The organism is Arthrobacter sp. HS15c, from assembly GCF_040812005.1.
In the GTDB taxonomy this organism is placed as follows: domain Bacteria; phylum Actinomycetota; class Actinomycetes; order Actinomycetales; family Micrococcaceae; genus Arthrobacter.
In genome coordinates this window covers 339,558-361,006 of the sequence record NZ_JBFOHM010000006.1, presented here as the reverse complement: position 1 = coordinate 361,006, position 21,449 = coordinate 339,558, and the positions used below count along the sequence as shown (strand labels likewise).

Below are 21,449 nucleotides of genomic sequence, written 5' to 3'. Positions count from 1 at the left end.
AGGATCAAACTCTCCGTTGAAGTAAAACAAAAACAGACACAACATGCGCCCCCGGGAAAACGGGAAACACACACTGCAAAATTTGAAACCAGCTGTAAAAACCAGACCACACCACGGGGTGGCATAACCTGGTCAATTCAACCAATTCAATACAATAAATTGGTATCAACAAACTTGGCACACTATTGAGTTCTCAAACAACAGACACACCCGGCACCACCACAACCAAACGGCCGTGGATCGCTCCGGAGCAACCTCTCAAACTTACCCGCTTGCCTCAGTCTTGTCAAACCGGCGTCCGCGACCTTCATCACCCTGAGGCTTTCGTGTCGGTTTTTTCGGTCTGACTCCGTGGAGCAGCGCGGAAACAAACTCTACCACCACTTTGCCGCGATGGCCAACCATGCCCCAGACAGTCCCCTGCAGCCCCTCCCCTGACGCAGCAAAAAGCCCGGAATCCCAAGGAATTCCGGGCTTTCGGCCGCGCAGTTAGGAGAGCCGGTTCACAACCAAACGGTCAGCCGGCCGCTGGCGGAACGGGCTTGAAGTACGCCGCACCCAGGGGCGGCAACGTTACCGTCAGCGATGCCGGCTGGCCGTCAAGCCCCTCGTCCAGGGCAATCAGCTCACCAGCATTGAGGACACCTGAACCGCCATAGGCCGCAGCATCCGTGTTCAGCACTTCCGTCCACGCGCCCACGGCAGGCACGCCAAGGGTGAAGCCCACATGCGGGCCGCCGGAGAAGTTGATGGCGACAACCAGCGGATTGGCGTCTTTGTCCCATCGGACGAAGGTCAGGACATTGCGGTCCGCGTCTCCACCGTTGATCCATTGGAACCCGCCCGGCTCGTTGTCCCTCTCGTAGAGGGGCGGCGTTGAGCTGTACAGCTCATTCAGGTCCTTGGTCAGCAGTTGCACGCCGCGGTGCGCCGGAATGTCGGCAAGCCACCAGTCCAGGCCATGCTGTTCAGACCATTCGGCCTCCTGGCCGAACTCGGTACCCATGAAGATGAGCTGCTTGCCCGGATGCGCCCACTGGTAGGCGAGGAATGCACGCAGGTTCGCGAGCTGCTGCCACCGGTCCCCCGGCATCTTGCGCAGCATGGAGCCCTTACCGTGCACAACCTCGTCGTGGCTGATGGGCAGGAGGAAGTTCTCAGTGAAGGCGTACACCAGCGAGAACGTGACCGTCCCGTGGTGCCATTTGCGGTTTACCGGGTCTTCGGAGGCGTACTTCAGTGAGTCGTGCATCCAGCCCATGTTCCACTTCAGCCCGAAGCCGAGGCCGCTGTGGCTGGTCGGCGCGGTCACGCCAGGGAATGCCGTGGATTCCTCGGCGATCATGACTGCACCGGGGTGGGTCTTGTACACCGTGGCGTTGACTTCCTGCAGGAACGAGATGGCCTCAAGGTTTTCCCGGCCGCCAAAGCGGTTGGGCGACCACTGGCCGTCTTCGCGGGAGTAGTCCAGGTACAGCATGGAAGCGACGGCATCCACGCGAAGGCCGTCGATGTGGAACTCGTCCAGCCAGTACAGCGCGTTGGCCACCAGGAAGTTCCGTACCTCGGTACGGCCGAAATCGAAGATCAGCGTTCCCCAGTCGGGGTGCTCGCCCAAGTTGGGGTCGGCGTGCTCGTAGAGGGGTTCGCCATCGAACTGGGCGAGTGCCCAGGCGTCCTTGGGGAAGTGAGCCGGAACCCAGTCCAACAGGACGCCGATGCCCTCCTGGTGCAGCGTATCCACCAGGAACCGGAATTCATCGGGGTGACCGAAGCGTGAGGTGGGAGCGAAGTAGGACGTGACCTGGTACCCCCAGGACCCGCCGAACGGGTGCTCAGCCACGGGCATGAATTCGACGTGGGTGAACCCCAGCCATTTGACGTACTCCACCAGCTCCTTGGCCAGCTCACGGTAGCCCAGGCCAAGCCGCCAGGAGCCGAGGTGGACTTCGTAGACGCTCATGGGCGAATTGTGCGGGTCCCGCAGGGCGCGTGCCTCCATCCATTCGGCGTCCTTGAACGCGTAGGACGGTTCCACCACGCGGGAGGCCGTCAGCGGCGGGACTTCGGTGCCGAAAGCCAATGGATCGGCCTTTTCGACCCAGTGCCCGGCTTTCGTCTTGATCTCAAATTTGTAGCACGCCCCTGCTAAAACGCCGGGCAGGAACACTTCCCAGACGCCGGAGGAACCCAGGGACCGCAGGGAGTTTTCGCGGCCGTCCCAGGCGTTGAAGTCGCCCTTGACCCGGACTGCCTGGGCGTTCGGTGCCCATACGGCAAAGGACACACCGTCAACATCCCCCAGCGAGGACTTGTAGTGCTGGACATGGGCGCCCAATACTTCCCACAGTTTCTCGTGCCGGCCCTCACCGATGAGGTGCAGGTCGACTTCCCCCACGGTAGGCAGGTACCGGTACGGTTCGTCCACAGTGAGCGGCGTGGCGCCCGGGTAGGTGACCTCCAGCCGGTAGTCCGGCACATGGCCCGGCTGTTCCGGTTCGAGGACGGCAACCCACACGCCATGGGCCTCGTGGGTCATGGGCTCCGTACCGGATGCCGTCACGACCGACACGGCTTCAGCCAGGTGCTTGATCGTGCGCACTGTCACGTGCCCGTGGTCATCGAGGTGCGCACCAAGGATGGAGTGCGGCGCATGGTGCTCCCCGTTCGCTACCCTGCCGAGGGTGTCCGGGTCCACATGCAGCGGCACACGGGGCCGATCGGTACGTGCTGAGCCTGTCATTTTGTTACCTTCCGATGCCGCTCCGGCCTGATCGCCGGAGCCTTTACCGCTGAGCAGCCGCCTGGATGCGTTGACTGGAATCGCCAGCCAGTCGGGCCTGTTCCGCAATTCATAAACAACTTCATACAGCGCTTTGTCCAGCCACAATGCCACAAACAGGGGCGAGTGTCGGTCGATCGTGCCGGGTGTGACCTTCGTGTACCCCGTGAGGAATGCCTCGGCGCAGTCATCGACCCACGATTCCGGGACCCGGGCACCCTCCTGCTCGCGTTCCGCGGCTCCCGCGGCATAGTCGAACGAGCGCAGCATACCCACCACATCGCGCAGCGGGACGTCCGGAAAATTGCGCTCGGCGATCGGCCGCAATGGTTCGCCTTCGAAGTCCAGGATCGCCCAGCGCGCCGGTTCGGCGCCGCGTCCGGGCACCTGGAGGATCTGCCCAAGGTGGAGGTCCCCGTGGATCCGCTGCAGCGGACCGGCAGGGACGCCGTCGAGCGCGCTGAGCAGGGCGCCGAGCTCATGATCGTAAGGCCCGACGGCGGCGCCGGCCTCAGCCCATGTCTGCCGTACCCGCTGGGCTACTCCGGGAGCAATGACCTCTCCAGGGACTGCTTCCTCGGACACGCCCAGCGCCCCGGCGAGGCGGCGGTGGACCGTTGCCGTGGCAGCACCGAGTGCGCGTGCTTCTGCGGTGAAATCCGCTCCCGTGCGGGCCGCATCCACCGCGAGGCGCCACGCGTCGCGTCCACCGTCCAGGAACTCATGCGCCACGGCAAGTTCACCTCCGGCAAGGGCGCCAGTGTGGCCTCCGTCGGGAACACGCCACTCGCCGCGGACCCAGCCAAGGGTGGCCGGGACCTCGGAGGTGCCGGCGGCGGTCAGCGCCGCACCTACCTCGACTTCGGGGTTTGTCCCCTGGGACAGCACACGGAAGAACTTCACGATCGCCGCCGACTCGCCGTCGTCGACTATGACTGAACTGTTGGACTGCTCACCGGACAACACCTTCACCACACCGTGCGCGGTAGGCAGGCGGTATTCCGACGGCGAACGGTAGCCGCCCACGGCCGCGGCACCGGCTGTACCGGCGTTGCGGATCAGTTCCAGCCAGGCGGCGACAAAGTCGGGATCGTGCACGGCGTCGTAGACCCAGGGCCACTCGGAATCCGCGGCGTCCTGGCCAACGAGGGCACGTTCAAGTTCGCCGGCCGGCCCCGCACGCCGGCTCAGCGGAACCTGGACAACGTCGGTCCGCTGGCCGCCGTCGGCCGTCGCCGACGTGACCGCCAGGAGAAAGACCTCCAGCCGGGCCATCGGTGACCTGTCGGCCAGGCCCAGGCCGCCCACCTGTTCGAGGGAGAAATCGGCTGTCTTGACCGGGAACCAGCGCTGGCTCGGGAGCCATTCCCGCAGCAGCGCGGCCAGGGCCGGAGTGAGGATCGGCTCGCCCATATCAGTTCTCGATGGACAGGATCGGGAGCGCTTGTGTATAGGGGGACGCCGGGTTGGAAGCCGCCGAACGGATCCGCAGCCAGAAGAAATCGTGGCTGCCCAGGGTCAGCGTCAGCGTGCCGTCCCCGTCGATTCCGGGGAACGGCTGCCCGCCGAAGACGTCGCGGAGTCCGCGGCCCGCGAACTGCGGAACACGGAGTTTTGCCGCCACGGGGTGCTGGGAAAGGTTGAAGGCGCAGAGGATCGTTTCGCCGACCTCCCCTGCGGTGTTGTCATCCGAGAGTTCCCGAAGGTAGGCCACCACGGCATCATGGTCAGCCTCCACGTGCTTGAACGCGCCCAGCCCGAAAGCGGGGTGGTTCTTGCGGACGCTGAGGATCTGCCGGGTCCAGCGGAGCAGGGACCCCGAGTGGGCCGCCTCCGCCTCGACGTTGGCCATGCTGTAGTTATACACAAGCGACTGGATCACCGGTAGGTACAGTTTCCCGGGGTCGGCGTTGGAGAATCCGGCGTTGCGGTCCGGGTTCCACTGCATGGGCGTGCGGACCGCATCCCGGTCCTCCAGCCAGATGTTGTCCCCCATGCCGATCTCGTCGCCGTAGTACAGGAACGGGCTGCCCGGCAGGGACAACAGGAGCGCGTTGATCAGTTCAATCTCGGCCCTGGAGTTGTCCAGCAACGGCGCCAGCCGGCGCCGGATGCCGATGTTTGCCCGCATGCGCGGGTCAGGTGCGTACCAGCCGAGCATCGCGGCGCGTTCATCGGCGGTGACCATTTCCAGGGTCAGCTCATCGTGGTTGCGCAGGAAGGTACCCCACTGGGCCCCCTCCGGGATCTCCGGGGTGTCGTGCATGGTCTCGATGATGGGCGCGGCCTTCTGGTCGCGGAGCGCGTAGTACAGGCGGGGCATGATGGGGAAGTGGAAGGCCATGTGGCATTCGGGCTCCTCCTCCGTGCCGAAGTACTCCACCACCTCGTTGGGTGGCTGGTTCGCCTCCGCGATGATCACCCGGCCGGGGTAGCTCTCGTCGACCATGGTCCGCAGCTTCCGCAGGAAATCGTGCGTGGCGGGGAGGTTCTCGCAGTTGGTCCCTTCCTCTTCGAAGAGGTAGGGAATGGCGTCGGCCCGGAACCCGTCGATGCCCTGGTCCAGCCAGAACCGGACAACGTCGAAGAGCGCGTCAATGACCTTGGGGTTTTCGAAGTTCAGGTCGGGCTGGTGGCTGAAAAAGCGGTGCCAGAAGAACTGCCGCCGGATGGGATCGAAGGTCCAGTTGGATTCCTCGGTGTCCACAAAGATGATGCGCGCGTCCTGGTACTTTTCGTCGGTATCGCTCCAGACGTAGAAGTCGCCGAACGGGCCGTCGGGATCCTTGCGTGATTCCTGGAACCACGGGTGCTGGTCCGAGGTGTGGTTGAGCGGGAGGTCGATGATGACCCGGACGCCGCGGGCATGCGCCTCCGCCACGAGCCGCTTGAAGTCGCTGATGGTGCCGAACTCGTCCAGCACGGAGTTGTAGTCCGAGATGTCGTACCCGCCATCACGGAGCGGGGACTGGAAGAACGGCGGCAGCCACAGGCAGTCCACGCCAAGCCACTGCAGGTAGTCGAGCCTGTCGATCAGCCCGTGGAAGTCGCCGGAGCCGTCCCCGTTCGCATCCGCGAAGGCCCTGACCAGCACCTCATAGAAGACGGCCTTCCGGTACCACAACGGGTCATGCTGAAGTCCTGGCGCGTTCAGTTCGAACGTGCTCTTAGGGGTGAAATGCTGGCCAGAGCTTTGCGGGTTGAAACTCACTTAGGCATTCTCCTCACGCTCAGGATGTGGGCGGGTTCGACGTGCGAATCCAGGCGGACGTAGTTGTATTCGCCCCACTCCCAGCTTTCGCCGGAAATCAGGTCATCCACCGTGAAGCCACCGTTGGGTGACAGGTCCTCGGGGTCGAGTTCCAGGGCGGCCAGGTCAAGGGAGACGGTGCTTTCCCGGGTGCCGTGCGGATCAACGCTGACCACCACGATGATGGTGTCCTTGGTGCCGTCAGGCAGGGTCTTGTGCTTGGAGTACACCACCGTGGCGTCGTCAGTGCTGTGGTGCACCGTCAGGTTCTGCAGGTCCTGCAGGGCCGGATGTGCATGCCGGATGCCGTTAAGCCGGGTGATGTACGGCGCCAGCGTGCGGCCGGATTCAGCAGCAGCGTCCCAGTCGCGGGCCTTGAACTCGAACTTTTCGTTGTCGATGTACTCTTCCGCGCCGGGGCGGGCCACATGTTCGTACAGTTCGTAGCCGGCGTAGACACCCCACAGCGGGCTGGCAGTGGACGCCAGGGCGGCACGGATCTTGAAAGCGGCCGGTCCGCCGAACTGGAGGTACTCGGTCAGGATGTCCGGGGTGTTGACGAAAAAGTTGGGGCGGAAGAAGGCAGCGGACTCATGGCTGACTTCGTGGAAGTAGGTTTCAAGTTCCTTCTTCGTGTTCCTCCATGTGAAGTAGGTGTAGGACTGCTGGAATCCGGCCCGGCCCAGCGCGTGCATCATGGCTGGTCGGGTGAAGGCCTCGGCGAGGAACACAACTCCGGGGGCTTTTTTGTTGACCTGCGCAATGAGCCATTCCCAGAACCAGACGGGCTTGGTGTGCGGATTATCCACCCGGAAAATCCGCACACCGTGGCTGACCCACAACAGGACAATCCGGAGGATTTCCTTTGAGAGGCCCTCCGGATCATTGTCGAAATTCAGCGGATAAATATCCTGGTATTTTTTGGGCGGGTTTTCCGCGTAGGCGATGCTGCCGTCAACGCGGGTGGTAAACCATTCCGGATTAGTCTCCACCCAGGGGTGGTCCGGTGCCGCCTGGAGGGCCAGGTCCAGCGCCACTTCCAGCCCCAGCTCGTTCGCCCGGGCCACGAAGGCGTCGAAGTCCTCGAAAGTGCCCAGGTCCGGGTGGATGGCGTCGTGGCCGCCTTCCTTGGCGCCGATGGCCCAGGGCGAGCCGGGATCGTGGGGGCCGGCGATCAGCGTGTTGTTGGGTCCCTTGCGGTGCTGCACGCCGATGGGATGGATCGGCGGCATGTAGAGGACATCGAAGCCCATGGCAGCCACCGCGTCCAGCCGCTTGGCTGCCGTCCGGAAGTTACCCGAGGTCCAGGCACCCGTGGAGTGGTCCTTGACCGCCCCCTCGGACCGGGGGAAGAACTCATACCAGGCACCGCGTCCTGCGAGGTCGCGTTCGACAAAGAGCGGGTATTGCTCGGAGGCGGCGATCAGTTCACGGATCGGCTGGCGCTGCACAACGTCGGCAACGTCGGGGCCGAATCCGGCGCCGAGGCGTTCCTCGTCCGTGAGGGCTGTGTTGGCCAAAATGGAAGCAGCCAGTCGCAGGGTGCGCCGGTCCGACGCGTTCCGGGTGGCGTCGGCGGCGGCGTCCGACAGCAGTGCTGAGCCTTCTGCCAGCATCAGCTCGACGTCGATCCCGGCGGCCACCTTCACTTCGGCATTATGGTGCCACGTCCCGTAGCGGTCGTGCCAGGCTTCAATGAGGAACGTCCAGTTTCCCGTGCCCGACGGCGTGATGATGCCTTCCCAGCGGTCGGTCCCCAGTCCGCGTTCCCCACGCGGGGGGGCAAGCCTGACGCGCTGGCGTTCCTTTCCCTTGGGGTCCAGGAGGACGGCGCTGACGCCGAGCTGGTCATGTCCTTCGCGGAATGCGGTGGCTCCGACCACAATTCCCTCGCCCGGCAATGCCTTGGCGGGAAACTTTCCACCCTCCACCACCGGCTGCACCGCGGTGATGGGAAAACGGCCAAACCGCAGGCCGTCAGTGATTCGGCCCTTCGGCTTTTGCTTTGCTGCTGCACTGGTTCCTGATTTAGTCGTCACATGCTCGACGTTAGCGAGAAATCACCGAGATTGCTAAGGCCACGCACTTTTTCCCGGCGGTGATTCGTCTTTTCCGGGGCCTCATCTGTCATTTACCTAAAAGAAAGCTAAACCGGTTCCAGCCGCCCATGTTGTCGGTTAGTGTGGCGCAGGTGAAGGCAATCCGCAGATTTACCGTCCGAACCGTTCTCCCGGAACCGATCAGGCCGCTGGCCCGGTTGGCGACCAACCTGCGCTGGTCCTGGCACCGGCCCACCCGCGAACTTTTCGCGGCTTTGAACCCCCGTGTCTGGGAGGAGAGCGGCCAGGATCCGGTGAGCTTCCTGGGCCTCGTCAGCCGGGAGGAGTTCCAGGTCCTGGCAGCTGACCAGTCAGTGGTGGAGCGCGTCCGCTCCGCCGAGCAGGACCTCGACCGGTACCTGGAAGAACCGCGCTGGTACCAGAGCCTTGGCGACGGCGCTCCCTCCTCCATTGCCTACTTTTCGCCCGAGTTCGGCATCACCGAGGTGCTGCCCCAGTACTCGGGGGGCCTTGGCATCCTGGCCGGCGACCACCTGAAGGCGGCCTCGGACCTCGGCGTGCCGCTGATCGGCGTTGGCCTGCTCTACCAGGCAGGGTACTTCAAGCAGTCACTGTCCCGGGATGCCTGGCAGCAGGAGACGTATCCGGTGCTGGACCCCGACGGACTCCCCCTGACCCTGCTGCGCGAACCGTCGCGTGACGGCAACGGCCGCCCGCTGCAGATCTCCCTGCCGCTCCCCAACGGCCGGCGGCTCTTGGCACACATCTGGCGTGCCGACGTCGGACGTGTTCCGCTCCTGCTCCTGGACTCCAACGTTCCGGGCAACGACGACGCCGCCCGCGGGATCACCGACCGGCTGTACGGCGGCGGCGGGGACCACCGGCTCCAGCAGGAGCTGCTCCTGGGCATGGGCGGCGTGAAGGCGCTGCGTGCCTACCAGCGGCTCACGGGCCGGGATGCCCCCGAGGTGTTCCACACCAACGAGGGCCATGCGGGATTCCTGGGCATCGAGCGCATCCAGGAACTGATGGCAGGCGACGACGCCCTGAGCTTCGACGAGGCCCTGGCTGCGGGCCGTGCCTCCACGGTCTTCACCACTCACACCCCGGTGCCGGCCGGCATCGACCGGTTCGAAATTTCGCAGATCCAGCACTTCTTCCAGGCCGGCCTCGCTCCGGCGGTCCCGGTGGACAGGATCCTTGAACTGGGCCGGGAGAACTACGCGGACGGTAACCCGTCCGTGTTCAACATGGCTGTGATGGGCCTCCGGCTCGCGCAGCGGGCCAACGGAGTGGCCAAACTCCACGGTGAGGTGTCCCGCGGCATGTTCTCGGCCCTCTGGCCGGGCTTCGACCATTCCGAGGTGCCAATTACCTCGGTGACCAACGGCGTCCACGTGCCCACCTGGGTGGACGGGCGGATTTCCAAGCTGGCCCGGGAGCAGTTCGGCACGGAGGCTGAGGCCAACGGCCGCTGGGACCTTGCCTATAACGTCAGCGACGCCGATGTCTGGGCGTTGCGCCGCGCGATGCGGACGGCGCTGGTGGAGGATGTCCGGCGCCGCCTCCGCGCCGCCTGGAAGAAGCGTGGCGCCGCGGACGCGGAGCTCGGCTGGACCGACAGCGTGCTGGATCCGGATGTGCTGACGATCGGCTTTGCACGCCGCGTCCCCACGTACAAGCGGCTGACGCTGATGCTGCGCGAACCGGCCCGGCTCAAGGCACTGCTGCTGCACAAGGACCACCCGATCCAGCTGGTCATTGCCGGCAAGTCCCACCCCGCCGATGACGCCGGCAAGAAGATGATCCAGGACCTGGTCCGCTTCACCGACGATCCTGAGGTCCGGCACCGGATCGCGTTCCTGCCGAACTATGACATCGCCATGGCCCGGACGCTTTTTCCCGGCTGCGATGTCTGGCTTAACAATCCCCTGCGGCCGTTGGAGGCCTGCGGCACGTCCGGGATGAAGGCCGCCATCAACGGCTCGCTGAACCTTTCAGTGCTCGATGGCTGGTGGGATGAAATGTACGACGGCGAGAACGGCTGGGCGATCCCCACCGCCAACAACGGTGCGTCCCCCGAGGAACGCGACGACATCGAGGCCGCCGCCCTCTATGAACTGCTGGAAACCCAGGTGGCGCCGCGTTTCTACGGCAACACTGTGTCCGAAAGCGCCGGCGCGGCCGGCCCGTCCGAATCGGGCACGGAAAAGGTCCCCACCCACTGGGTCTCGATGATCAAGCACACGCTGTCGCACCTGGGCCCGGCTGTTTCGGCTGACCGGATGCTCCGCGACTACGTGAACATCCTGTACCGTCCGGCAGCCGAGGCCGGCCGGCGGGCGGTCAAGGACTCCTATGCCCAGGCCCGCGCCCTGGCTGCCTGGACCGGACAGGTCCGCGCTGCCTGGCCGCTGATCCATGTGGAGCACGTGGACTCCGTCGGTGTCTCCGAAGACCCGCAGATCGGCGACACCCTGCAGGTCAACGCGTACGTGGCCCTGCATATCCTGTCCCCCGACGACGTGTCGGTTGAGGTGGCTTACGGACGGGCCGAGGAAAACGACACGCTTGCCGACGTCACGGTGATGGAACTCCAGATACAGGAGGACCTCGGCGGCGGCCGCCACCTGTTCAGCGGGTCCCTGCTGATCGACCGGGCCGGCTCCTTCGGCTACACCGTCCGCGTCCTGCCCCGGCACGAGGCACTGGCCTCCAAGGCGGAGTTGGGGCTGATCGTCAACGCCTGAGCCGTTTCCAGATATCCGCCGGATGTCAGTCATCCTCCGCGTGCTGCTCCTTCGTCGCTTTGACGCACGCTTCCGGATAACTGACATCCGGCGTTGCTGTGCGGAACCGTCCGAGGCGGTTGACGACGTTGGTTAGAGCAGCACTGCCGTGACGTTCAGGTCTTTGCCTGCGTAGCTTTCGGCGTCCTGGAGGATCTCGCAGATGATGCCGAACGCCCTGTCACCCCGGAAAGCCGCGGCCACCTGCCAGAGAACCGTAACGGGCAGGTGGCCGTCGTCCGTGATGGTGTCCGCAAAGTCGTGCAGTGAATCGTTGAGGGCATCCAGGTTGATTCCATAGTGCTCCGGGAAGTTCAGCACCACCCCGAAGGTTTCGAGGACGGCTTTTTTGCTGTCTGCTGCCGGCACCACCAGGCTGCGGCGGCCGGCGTCTGCGACCTGCTCCTGCAGTTCTTCCAGGGTCCAGGTGTCGGCTGAGTAGATCTTCATGGGTTGCTTAGCTGCCTTCTGCAATGAATGAGAACGAATCGTAGTGGTCCGCCGTGTAGTACTTCTCGCCCGCGGAGCCAGTAACGATGCGGCGGGCTCCGCGGTCCGACTCACCAGGTGTGGGAACGGTGTACTCCCGGTAGTAACCCCTGTCCTTCAGCGGCAGGATCCGTTCCAGGTTCCCGAAGGTCTGGTTGTCCTTGCTGTACCGATAAGGACCGCCCGCCCGGATCAGCGCCAGGGTCTTGCGCGCGTCCACCGGCAGCTCCGATTCGGGGACAGCCGGCAGTCCGGACGGATTCTCCACGACGGCACCGGCCGGGCCGGATCCGGCGTTCGGCGGGGCCGGGGCAGCGCTCGAAGCAGCTCCCGGCGTCGGATTTCCCGTGAGCGGTTCAAACAGTCCGGTGTAGCCGAAGGCAAGCAGGGCGACCGCCACCAGAACGGACAGCACCAGGGCAACAGCAGGGCGGTTGCGCATTTATGGTCCCCCGGAGGCCTAGGTGCGGTAGATGTTGATCGAGTTGGCCTCGACGAGGTCCGTCTCCCCCGATGCGACGATCCCGCCCTGGCGCAGTTCGTGCAGCGGCGAGGTGGTGAGCCTCAATTCGAACATGCGGTGCGGCGTTCCGTCGTCGTTGGTGAGCTGCGGCAACGTGATCTTCACGTCGGAGGTGCTGCCGTTGACCACCACCAGGCCGGCCAGGGTGCCGTCATCGGAGCCAAGCAATAATTGCATGACCCGGTGCTGGGGATCGTTCCAGCGGTCCATGGACATCGGCTCACCCGACTGGTCAAACCAGTAAAGATAGGACTGTTCGTCACGCACCGGGAAATCGTGGGGCTGGCTGGCGAGGAATTCCTTGCGGAGCCGGACGTACCGCTTGGTGCTGCGCAGCATCTCATGCGACTCGGGCGTCCGGGTCCAGTCGATCCACGCCAGCGGGTTGTCCTGGCAGTAGGCGTTGTTGTTTCCCTGCTGGGTCCGCGCCAGCTCATCCCCGGCGGTGATCATGGGCACGCCCATCGAGATCATCAGCGAGGCCATGAGGTTCCGGCGGGACTGGGCGCGCTCGGCCAGGATTGCCTCGTCCTCGGTCCGACCCTCAAACCCGTGGTTGTAACTGCGGTTATCGCCGTGCCCGTCCCTGTTCTGCTCGCCGTTGGCCTCGTTGTGCTTGCGGTCGTAGGAGACGAGGTCGGCCAGCGTGAAGCCGTCGTGCGACGTAATGAAATTGAGCGAGGCCAGCCTGGAGCGGCCAGAGCCTTCGAAGAGTCCGGCCGAACCGGACAGGGCGTCCGCGAGCTTGGCCACGGATCCGCCGTGGCCGCCGCCTTCGATGGCGGCGCGGTCCGAGAGCCAGAACGACCTCACACCGTCGCGGAAGTGGTCGTTCCAGTCCACCCAGCCGCCGGGGAAGCGCCCGGTCTGCCAGCCGCCGTAGCCCACGTCCCACGGCTCGGCGATCAGCTTCACGTCCGACAACACCGGATCCGCCGCGATGGCAACAAGGAAGGGATGCCGAGGATCGAATTCGTTGGCCGCGTTCCGGCAGAGCGTCACGGCGAGGTCGAAGCGGAACCCGTCGATGTGGAATTCATCAACCCAGTACCGCAGCGAGTCCAGCACCAGCTGCACCACCCTGGGTTCGCCGAAATTCAGGCTGTTGCCGCAGCCGGTGGTGTCCAGGTACCGTCCGTGGCCGTCGGTCCGGTAGTACTTGTCCTCGCCAAGGCCGCGGAAGCTGAGTGCAGGCCTGTCAGGTCCACCTTCGGCTGTGTGGTTGTAGACAACGTCCAGGATCACTTCAACCCCGGCGGCATGGAGGAGCTTGACCATGCCCTTGAATTCGTCCTGGATGGCCTGCGGGCCCGCGTCCTGCGCAGCCTTGGTGGCGTAGCTCGGCTGGGGCGCGAAGAATGCAGCGGTGTTGTAGCCCCAGTAGTTGGTCAGGCCAAGGTTCTGTAAGTGGGGTTCGTCAAGGTGGAAATGGACCGGAAGCAGCTGGACGGACGTAATGCCCAGGCTCTTGAGGTGCTCGATGATGGCCGGGTGCGCCATGCCGGCGTACGTGCCGCGGAGTTCCTCGGGAACGTCCGGATGCAGCATGCTCTGGCCGCGGACGTGTGCCTCGTAAATGATCGTGTTGCGCCATTGGGTCCGCGGGCGCGCGTCGCTGCCCCAGTCAAAATCGGCTGCCATCCTGACATTCGTCAGGAATCCCTCCCGCTGGTCCACGGCCCGGCCGTAGGGATCGAGCAAGAGAGGCTGGCCGCCGTCGTCGTCCAGGTCAAGGGTGGGCACTGACAGCGGCAGCGATTCCTCTTTGGACGTCGGCCGGAAGCCATACCGCGAACCAACAGGGAAACCGTCCACGATTCCGTGGTGGACGCCGTGGGTGACGTTGGGCAGCGCCTTCAGCTGCCATTCGCCGCCTGGCGCCTTGTAGGCGATCTCCAGGCTGGCCACGCCCGGCGCATACACGGCCACGTTCGCGCGGGACTGCGAAGCGTGTCGGCCCCCGGAATCGGGGCGCGGAACGCTGACACCGAGGGGAAGCGCCGAGGAGGCGTCCATGGTGGAAGCAGTGTCGAAAAGCGGCATGACCATCACCTAAATATTAGCCGCCGGCGTGAAAACACCAGTGCTTCCGGTTATGTGACGCCGCCCGCAAAGCCAGCCGCCACCCTTCATCCGCGCCCTGCGGTTCTACTTGGTGGCCCGCTGCCTGGAGACCTCGTAGAGGGAGATGCCTACGGCCATGGAGGCGTTCAGCGATTCCATGGCGGAATCGATCGGGATGGAGACGATCTGGTCGCAGTTTTCCCGGACCAGGCGGCTGAGGCCCTTGCCTTCGGATCCGACCACAATGCATACGGGTTCGGTGGCGAGGGTAAGGTCCGGCAGCGAAACGTCGCCGTCGCCGTCGAGCCCGAGGACAAAAATACCCATGTTCTTGAACTGCTTCAGGGCGCTGTTCAGGTTGGCTGCGCGTGCCACCGGAACGCGTACGGCCGCGCCGGCGCTGGTCTTCCAGGCCGAGGCCGTGACGCCCACGGAGCGGCGTTCCGGGACGATGACGCCGTGGCCGCTGAAGGCCGAGACGGAGCGGATGATCGCGCCAAGGTTGCGGGGGTCGGTGATGCCGTCCAGCGCGACGAACAGCGGGGCATTGGACACGTGGCCCTTCTTCCACCGGTCCACGGTTTCCTCGGCCAGGTCATACGCATCCTGGTATTCGTAGGGCGGGATCTGCAGGACCAGGCCCTGGTGGACGGCGTCGTCGGTCATGCGGTCCAGCTCGGGCTTGCCGGTCTCGAGCAGCGGAATGCCACGCTCGGCCGCGATCTTCAGCGACTCCTTGACCCGGTCATCCATTTCGATCCGGATGGCGATGTGCAGTGCCTTGGCGGGGATGCCCGCGCGCAGTGCCTCCACCACGGAGTTGCGGCCCGTGACGACCTCTTCGGTTGCCCGCCCCTTGGGGCCGGTGCGTGCGGCTCCGGCGCTGCGGGCGCCCGTACCGCGCTTGGCAGCAGACCGTTCAGCCAGCTGCTTGCTCTTGTGCGCCTTGTGGTACGGGCGGTCCTCCGCCTTGGGTGTGGGACCCTTGCCTTCAAGAGCCTTGCGGCCATGACCACCGGTTCCGATGGTTGGGCCCTTCTTCGCTTTAACCGATCGGCGACCATTGTTGGCCATTGTGTTCCACCCTTGATTGTTTGACTGAGTCTGCTTACCAGTCTACTGAATCAAGTTAAATCGCCGGTTCAGTCCCGCTGCAGGCTCCAGGTGGCGCCTTCGGCACTGTCCTCGACGGCGACACCGGCGGCCTTCAGCGTGTCCCGAATGGCGTCCGACGCGGCCCAGTCTTTGGCTGCCCGGGCCTCGGCGCGGGCCACGAGCTGGGCCTCAACGAGTACGCCCAGCGCAGCCGCCTCCTTGGTGTTCGCGGTATCGGAGCTTGCGACGGCGTCGAGCCCCAGGGCCTGGGTCATGATCATTACCGCGTTCCGTGCATGCCGCGCGGCTTCGTCATCGCCCTCGGCCAGGGCGGTGTTGCCGGCGCGCACGGTCTCGTGCAGGGCAGCCAGCGCGCGCGGGACGTTGAGGTCGTCGTCCATGGCGTCCGAAAAAGCCTGCACAGACTCGGTGGACGGGCCGAAGTTGCCTGCCACGAAGCCGAAGTCGGTGCCCAGGCGGGCGGCGGCCTTGGCCTGGAACCCGTCAATGCGTTCGACGGCGGCAGCAGCCTCCTCCAGCGAGGTGGGGCGGTAGTCGAGTATGGAGCGGTAGTGCGCCTGGCCCAGGTAGTACCGGACCACGCGCGGCGGGGCCAGCTCAAGCATCTCGGCGGGGCTGACCGTGTTGCCGATGGACTTGGACATCTTTTCGCCCTGGTAGGTGACCATGCCGTTGTGCATCCAGAAGTTCGCGAAGCCGTGGCCGGCCGCCTGGGACTGGGCCATCTCGTTCTCGTGGTGCGGGAAGCGCAGGTCCAGCCCGCCGCCGTGGATATCGAACTCGGTGCCGAGGTACTTGGTGACCATGGCGGAGCATTCCAGGTGCCAGCCCGGGCGGCCGGCGCCCCACGGCGAGGCCCAGCTCGCCGTCGTCGGCTCCCCCTCTTTGGAGCCCTTCCAGAGCGCGAAGTCCCTGGCATCTTTCTTGCCGCGCGGATCCGCGTCCTGGGCACCCTGCATGTCATCGATGTTCTGCCGCGTCAGCGACCCGTATTTATCCCACGACCGCACGTCGAAATAGACGTCGCCCGAATCGTCCAGGGCCGGATACGCATGGCCACGGTCGATCAGCTGCTGGATAAGGGCATGCATTTCGGGGATATGCCCGGTGGCGCGGGGTTCGTACGTGGGCCTGGACACGCCAAGGGTGTCGTAGGCCTTCAGGAACTCCTGCTCGTAGCGGTAGGCCAGCGCCCACCACTCTTCTTCACGGACCTCCCCCGGTTCGGGCCGGAACCCGGGGGCGAAGGACGCTTCAGACTTGGCGAGGATCTTGTCATCGATGTCCGTGACGTTCCGGACCACCGTGACGCGGTACCCCCGGTACGTCAGCCAGCGGGTGAGCTGGTCAAACGCGATGGCGGAGCGGATGTGTCCCACATGGGGCATCCCCTGGACGGTAGCGCCGCAGTAGTAGACGCTCGCCTTGCCCGGTTCGAGGGGGACGAAGTCTCGGACTTCGGCGGATGCTGTGTCGTAAAAGCGCAGGGTCACCGCTCCAGATTAGCCGACGGGCGCACGTTGGCTGTGGGATACACCAGTGCGGTGGCCACGGCGGAGATTCCCTCACCCCTCCCGGTGAAGCCCAGCCCGTCGCTGGTGGTGGCGGTGACGCTGACCGGGGCTCCCGCGGCCTCGCTGAGGACGCGCTGGGATTCTTCCCGCCGCGGCCCGAACTTGGGCCGGTTGCCGACAAACTGCACGGCGACGTTGCCGATCTCGAATCCGGCAGCCCGCACGATCCGCGCCGCTTCTGCGAGGAGCGTGGCACCGGAGGCGCCGGCGAATTCGGGCCGGTCGGTGCCGAAGTGTGTTCCAAGGTCGCCGACCCCGGCCGCGGAGAACAGGGCGTCTGCCGCGGCGTGCGCCACGGGGTCGGCATCGGAGTGGCCGGCCAGGCCACGCTCACCCTCCCAATGGAGCCCTCCCAGCCACAACGGGCGGGGCTTGTCTGCGGCGGCGAAGGCGTGGACGTCCACGCCGATCCCCGTGCGCGGCAGGATCATGTTCTCCGGTCCCATGGTCAGCCCTCCACCCAGCGGGCGCCAAGCGGCCCTTCCAGGAGCCCTTCGGCGAGGATCAGGTCAAGGGGCGTCGTGATTTTCAGGGATTGCGTGGAGCCGCGGACCGCGAACACCGGCGTACCGAGCATTTCCACGAGCATGGCGTCGTCGGTCACAGCCGCCGACTGCTTGCCGTCCAGGGCCTGGGCGGCCTCATGCGCTTTCAGGAGGGTGCTGAGCCGGAAGCCCTGCGGCGTCTGCACCGCACGGAGTTCCTCCCGCGGCGCGGTCCCGGTGACGATCTCCGGCGCCAGGGCACTGTCCATTCCCGTGGTCGCGGCGACCGTTTTGACAGTGTCCACCACCGCGACGGCGGGAATCACCGCTGCGGCGCCCGCAGCCAGGGCATCGGCGACACGGTGGAAGACGGATTCGGGTGTGAGGGCACGCGCGGCGTCGTGCACCAGCACGGCTTCAATGCCGTCCATCAGGGCGGCGATGCCGGCCCGGACGGAATCAGCCCGGGTGGCGCCGCCGTCGACGATGGTCAGGATGGGGCCGCCGTCGGCCAGTTCCTCCCGGAAGTCCTCGCAAAGCTGGCGGAGGCCGTCGTCTCCTGCCGGCAGGGCGACGCAGACCTGGCTGCTGATGCCGGACGCGACGATGCCGCGCAGTGCATGGGTCAGAAGCGGTTCGCCGCCCAGCGGAACCGCCGCCTTGGGCATGCCGTAGCCAAGCCGCTGCCCTGAGCCTGCGGCCACCAGGATCACGGCCGTGACAAGGCGGGTGGGTGTTTCACTCATGCGGACTAGCCTACGTCCACGCAGGCTGCCCCGCCCGGACCTGTATCCGGGCAAAAAGAAACCCCGGCGGCACTTGCGTGCCGCCGGGGTTCAATTCTTAGGAAGCCAGGACCTCGTCGAGAACGCTGGCAGCCTTCTCTTCGTCGGTCTTTTCAGCCAGCGCCAACTCTGAAATCAGAATCTGCCGGGCCTTGGCCAGCATTCGCTTCTCACCTGCGGAAAGGCCCCGGTCGTGATCTCGGCGCCACAGGTCGCGGACGACCTCTGCCACCTTGATGACGTCACCGGAAGCAAGCTTCTCCAGATTTGCCTTGTATCTGCGTGACCAGTTGGTGGGTTCTTCAGTGAACTCGGCACGGAGCACATCGAATACGTGCTCCAGGCCTTCCTTGCCCACTACATCCCGGACCCCAACAAGGTCAACGTTTTCTGCTGGAACTTCAATGGTCAGATCACCCTGAGCCACCTTGAGCTTGAGATACATTTTCTCTTCGCCCTTGACGGTGCGCATCTTGATTTCTTCAATTTTTGCAGCACCGTGGTGAGGGTAAACTACTGTCTCGCCGACCTCAAATACCATGTGGACATTCCCCTTTCCCGCAGACCAGTTTATCACGATTCGGGCATATGACTGGCCGCGAAAGGGCCCCGGAACCGCATGAATACGCGGAAAATGGGCAGAATCGACCCCCTTGGACCCCTTGACGGATGCGGATAATAGTGCATCGGAGAGGCCTTGCCAAGGGCAATGTGACCGCCCGGAATCCGCGTTTGGGCAGGTTTGCGGATAGGCTATGGGCTGAATAATGTTCCAAGACTCTTGAGGAGTACGTGACGTGCGTTTCACTGCGATGAACCGGGCCCAGCGCGGCAAACTGGCATTGGCGGCAGCTGCCCTGGGCCTCGGCCTGGTGACGGTGACCGGCTGCGGCTACATCACCCCCCAGCAGACTTCTCACCAGTACTCCGCATCGGATGGCATCCGCGCGGACCTGGGCCCCTTGCAGCTGCGCAACTTCATGATTGTTTCTGCCGGCGAGGACAAGCCGGGCCGCCTGCTCGGCGCCGTCTACAACTCCTCGTCGCAGGACGTCAAGCTGACGGTCAACGGCGCCGAAGGCTCCCAGACGCAGGTATCCGTGAAGGCAAACTCCTACACGCTGCTCAACGACTCCACCGACGAAGCGATCCTCAGCACCAGCGGCGGCATCGCCGGCTCCCTGGTGCCGGTCAAGATCACCGAAAACGGCACCAACTTGAACAAGACAATCGACGTTCCTGTTCTTGACGCAACCCTGGAAGAGTACAAGGAGTATGTGCCGGCAGGCAGCGAGCCAACCGGCACCAGCTCACCGACGCCGTCGCCGTCGACGTCCTCTGCCGCCGCAGCCCACTAGGCGCCGTAGCGGACCGCAACGCAACGCAGAAGGAGGGGCTCCCCGCGGGGAGCCCCTCCTTCTGCGTTGCGGGTTTGGCGCCAGGGCCTGCCGGGCCGCCGCTTAGGGTTCGAACTTGTAGCCGAGGCCCCGAACCGTCACCAGGAACCGTGGGGCCGAAGGGTCCGGCTCGATCTTGCTCCGCAGCCGCTTGACGTGGACATCGAGAGTCTTGGTGTCGCCCACATAGTCGGATCCCCACACCCTGTCGATGAGCTGGCCTCGGGTCAGCACCCGCCCCGAGTTCCGGAGCAGCATCTCCAGCAGTTCAAATTCCTTCAGCGGGAGCAGCACCTGCTCGCCGCCCACGCTCACCACGTGCCGCTCGATGTCCATCCGGACAGGTCCGGCCTGCACCGTGGCTGAGATCAGTTCTTCCGGCTCACCCTGGCGGCGGAGCACCGCCCGTACCCTGGCCACCAGTTCGCGCGAGGAATACGGCTTGGTCACGTAGTCGTCGGCGCCGAGTTCCAGGCCCACCACTTTGTCGATCTCGGAATCCTTGGCGGTCAGCATGATGACCGGAACGCCGGAACGCTGCCGGAGCTGGCGGCACACTTCGGTTCCGGACAGGCCCGGGAGCTGCAGGTCCAGCAGGACCAGGTCGGCGCCGTTGCGGTCGAACTCGGTGATGGCGTCAAGGCCGTTGTCGACGACCTCCACTTCGAATCCTTCCTTGCCCAGCAAATAGGACAGCGGGTCGCTGAACGACTCCTCGTCCTCAACTATCAAGATCCTGCTCAAGCGCTAGCTCCTTGTTCGTGTGCGCCGGCGGCGCGGGATTCGTGGGATTGACGGGCGGAGTGGTGCTTGGGCGGTGCGGACTTCGGGCCGGCGGCAGGTTCTTCCTCGACGTCGGGCCCCTCCATTTCCGGCAGCCGCAGGGTGAAAGTCGAGCCGTGGCCGGGCTGGGACCACAGGGTCACCTCGCCTCCGTGGTTTGAGACGACATGCTTGACGATGCTCAACCCGAGGCCTGTTCCGCCGGTGTGGCGGGAGCGGGCCGCGTCCACACGGTAGAAACGCTCAAAGACACGTTCCTGGTCCTCCGGGGAGAGGCCTTCGCCCTGGTCGGTGACCGATATCGCGATCAGTCCCTCCTTGGCGCGGACGCCCACACCCACCCGGGTGTTCTCCGGCGAGTACCGGATGGCATTGTCAATGAGGTTGCGCAGGGCCGTGACCAGCAGGTCGGGGTCGCCGAAGACCATTCCGTCCGCGTGTCCGCCAACAACGATCGTGATGTTCTTGCTCTCGGCTGGCAGCTGGGACCGGTCAACGGCTTCGCTGATCACAGCGTTGATGTCCACAGGCCTGCCCTGCTGGGCCACGCTGGCCCCCTGCAGGCGTGAGAGTTCAATGATGTCCTGCACCAGTGCCGCCAGGCGGCCGGATTCCTTGTGCATGCGCTTGGCGAAGCGGCGGACGGCCTCTTCGTCGTCCGCCGAGGACTCAAGCGCCTCGGCCAGGAGGGAGATGGCCCCCACCGGGGTCTTCAGTTCATGGGACACGTTGGCCACGAAGTCGTTGCGGATCTCTTCGGTCCGGGTGATTTCCGTCCGGTCGTCGGCCAGCAGGAGGATGTATTCCTCACCGAGCATGGCTGCACGCACCTGCACAATGATGGTCCCCTGGCCAAGCGGGCCACGGGGCAGCTCCAGCTGCTTCTCGATGATCACGCCGTCGCGGCGGACACCCGCCGTCATGTCCAGCAGCTGCTTGTGGACCACGGTGTGGCCACGGACCAGGCCATAGGCGTAGGCGGCGGGGCTGGCCCTGACCACGCCGTCGACGGCGTCCACCACCACAAAGGCACGCCCGACGACGGCCAGCACCTCGGCGGCGCCCGCCGGCAGGGCGAGTTCCTCGACGGCGATGTCCACCAGCTGGCGCTGCTTTTCGCTGACCCTGAACGCAAGCACGCCGAAGGTGCCGAACGACAGGCCGATGAGGCCTGCGATGACACCGATGAGCATAGGATCCACGTTCCCAGCTTATGCTGTGGGAAACGCGGTTTTGCCGCATCAGGCCCACCTGCGGAGACGGTTCAACTAACGTTCACCTGCCGACCTCCAACCGTTCACCGGCCGCTGGCAGAGTATGGAGTTGGACTGCCGAACGGCGACACGAACTGC

16 protein-coding genes are annotated in these 21,449 nt (G+C 65.1%); 3 read left to right on the top strand and 13 right to left on the bottom strand.

What is annotated here, in order from left to right; translation table 11 throughout:
* Positions 1-189: hypothetical protein (locus ABV518_RS12570; protein WP_367767407.1), on the top strand; the 189-nt coding region annotated here is incomplete at its 5' end.
* 328 nt (positions 190-517) lie between these two features.
* Here ABV518_RS12570 and ABV518_RS12565 read toward each other — a convergent pair.
* Genes ABV518_RS12565 through ABV518_RS12555 form a run of 3 tightly spaced genes read right to left on the bottom strand, consistent with a single transcriptional unit; the run spans position 518 to position 8,071 of the window.
* Positions 518-4,195 carry a 1,4-alpha-glucan branching enzyme gene (locus ABV518_RS12565; RefSeq protein ID WP_367767406.1) on the bottom strand — a complete coding sequence of 1,226 codons (3,678 nt, stop codon included), beginning with the start codon at positions 4,193-4,195 and terminating at the stop codon, positions 518-520.
* A gap of 1 nt (position 4,196) precedes the next feature.
* A complete protein-coding gene (gene treS, locus ABV518_RS12560; protein WP_367767405.1) occupies positions 4,197-5,993 on the bottom strand; it encodes a maltose alpha-D-glucosyltransferase in 1,797 nt (598 codons plus the stop codon).
* On the bottom strand, positions 5,990-8,071 hold the full coding sequence (locus ABV518_RS12555) for an alpha-1,4-glucan--maltose-1-phosphate maltosyltransferase (protein ID WP_367767404.1): 2,082 nt from the start codon (positions 8,069-8,071) through the stop codon (positions 5,990-5,992). Before ABV518_RS12555 ends, treS begins: the two co-directional genes overlap by 4 nt.
* Before the next feature lie 152 nt (positions 8,072-8,223).
* On the opposite strand from ABV518_RS12555, the gene glgP reads away from it, so the two are divergent.
* Entirely contained in the window at positions 8,224-10,842 is a 2,619-nt protein-coding gene (glgP, locus tag ABV518_RS12550; protein WP_367767403.1) for an alpha-glucan family phosphorylase, read from the top strand.
* Between the two features lie 132 nt (positions 10,843-10,974).
* Here glgP and ABV518_RS12545 read toward each other — a convergent pair whose 3' ends face one another.
* From ABV518_RS12545 to ABV518_RS12510, 8 genes are all read right to left on the bottom strand, one after another.
* Positions 10,975-11,331 carry a barstar family protein gene (locus tag ABV518_RS12545; protein ID WP_367767402.1) on the bottom strand — a complete coding sequence of 119 codons (357 nt, stop codon included), beginning with the start codon at positions 11,329-11,331 and terminating at the stop codon, positions 10,975-10,977.
* A 7-nt stretch (positions 11,332-11,338) separates the two neighbouring features.
* Positions 11,339-11,812, bottom strand: coding sequence for a ribonuclease domain-containing protein (locus ABV518_RS12540; protein WP_367767401.1), 474 nt, complete (start codon positions 11,810-11,812; stop codon positions 11,339-11,341).
* Positions 11,813-11,830: 18 nt separating this feature from the next.
* Positions 11,831-13,942 (bottom strand): glycogen debranching protein GlgX, encoded by a 2,112-nt coding sequence (gene glgX / locus ABV518_RS12535; RefSeq protein ID WP_367767400.1) that lies wholly within the window; start codon positions 13,940-13,942, stop codon positions 11,831-11,833.
* A 99-nt stretch (positions 13,943-14,041) separates the two neighbouring features.
* Positions 14,042-15,031 (bottom strand): 23S rRNA (guanosine(2251)-2'-O)-methyltransferase RlmB, encoded by a 990-nt coding sequence (rlmB, locus tag ABV518_RS12530; RefSeq protein WP_310167208.1) that lies wholly within the window; start codon positions 15,029-15,031, stop codon positions 14,042-14,044.
* A gap of 68 nt (positions 15,032-15,099) precedes the next feature.
* Positions 15,100-16,566, bottom strand: coding sequence for a cysteine--tRNA ligase (cysS, locus tag ABV518_RS12525; protein WP_367767399.1), 1,467 nt, complete (start codon positions 16,564-16,566; stop codon positions 15,100-15,102).
* Positions 16,563-17,093: a 2-C-methyl-D-erythritol 2,4-cyclodiphosphate synthase gene (gene ispF / locus ABV518_RS12520; protein ID WP_367767398.1), complete on the bottom strand. Its 531-nt coding sequence runs from the start codon at positions 17,091-17,093 to the stop codon at positions 16,563-16,565. The genes cysS and ispF overlap by 4 nt, the downstream gene beginning before the upstream one ends.
* 2 nt (positions 17,094-17,095) lie before the next feature.
* Positions 17,096-17,878 (bottom strand): 2-C-methyl-D-erythritol 4-phosphate cytidylyltransferase, encoded by a 783-nt coding sequence (gene ispD, locus ABV518_RS12515; protein WP_367767397.1) that lies wholly within the window; start codon positions 17,876-17,878, stop codon positions 17,096-17,098.
* Positions 17,879-17,975: 97 nt separating this feature from the next.
* Positions 17,976-18,458, bottom strand: a complete 483-nt coding sequence (locus tag ABV518_RS12510; RefSeq protein WP_026266570.1) for a CarD family transcriptional regulator — start codon at positions 18,456-18,458, stop codon at positions 17,976-17,978.
* 271 nt (positions 18,459-18,729) lie between these two features.
* Here ABV518_RS12510 and ABV518_RS12505 point away from each other — a divergent pair, with 271 nt between their 5' ends.
* A complete protein-coding gene (locus tag ABV518_RS12505; protein WP_131133648.1) occupies positions 18,730-19,275 on the top strand; it encodes a hypothetical protein in 546 nt (181 codons plus the stop codon).
* 102 nt (positions 19,276-19,377) lie between these two features.
* Here the strand turns inward: ABV518_RS12505 and ABV518_RS12500 are convergent, their stop codons facing one another.
* Positions 19,378-20,058 (bottom strand): response regulator transcription factor, encoded by a 681-nt coding sequence (locus ABV518_RS12500; RefSeq protein WP_131133603.1) that lies wholly within the window; start codon positions 20,056-20,058, stop codon positions 19,378-19,380.
* On the bottom strand, positions 20,055-21,290 hold the full coding sequence (locus tag ABV518_RS12495; protein WP_367767422.1) for a sensor histidine kinase: 1,236 nt from the start codon (positions 21,288-21,290) through the stop codon (positions 20,055-20,057). The genes ABV518_RS12500 and ABV518_RS12495 overlap by 4 nt, the downstream gene beginning before the upstream one ends.
* Between the last annotated feature and the right edge of the window lie 159 nt (positions 21,291-21,449).

Coding starts and splice junctions, on each gene's coding strand:
- ABV518_RS12495 (WP_367767422.1), bottom strand. CDS start 21,290: ATGCTCATCGGTGTCATCGCAGGCCTCATCGGCCTGTCGTTCGGCACC.
- ABV518_RS12505 (WP_131133648.1), top strand. CDS start 18,730: ATGAACCGGGCCCAGCGCGGCAAACTGGCATTGGCGGCAGCTGCCCTG.
- ABV518_RS12540 (WP_367767401.1), bottom strand. CDS start 11,812: ATGCGCAACCGCCCTGCTGTTGCCCTGGTGCTGTCCGTTCTGGTGGCG.
- ABV518_RS12510 (WP_026266570.1), bottom strand. CDS start 18,458: ATGGTATTTGAGGTCGGCGAGACAGTAGTTTACCCTCACCACGGTGCT.
- glgX (WP_367767400.1), bottom strand. CDS start 13,942: ATGGTCATGCCGCTTTTCGACACTGCTTCCACCATGGACGCCTCCTCG.
- ABV518_RS12545 (WP_367767402.1), bottom strand. CDS start 11,331: ATGAAGATCTACTCAGCCGACACCTGGACCCTGGAAGAACTGCAGGAG.
- ABV518_RS12565 (WP_367767406.1), bottom strand. CDS start 4,195: ATGGGCGAGCCGATCCTCACTCCGGCCCTGGCCGCGCTGCTGCGGGAA.
- rlmB (WP_310167208.1), bottom strand. CDS start 15,031: ATGGCCAACAATGGTCGCCGATCGGTTAAAGCGAAGAAGGGCCCAACC.
- ispF (WP_367767398.1), bottom strand. CDS start 17,093: ATGGGACCGGAGAACATGATCCTGCCGCGCACGGGGATCGGCGTGGAC.
- ispD (WP_367767397.1), bottom strand. CDS start 17,878: ATGAGTGAAACACCCACCCGCCTTGTCACGGCCGTGATCCTGGTGGCC.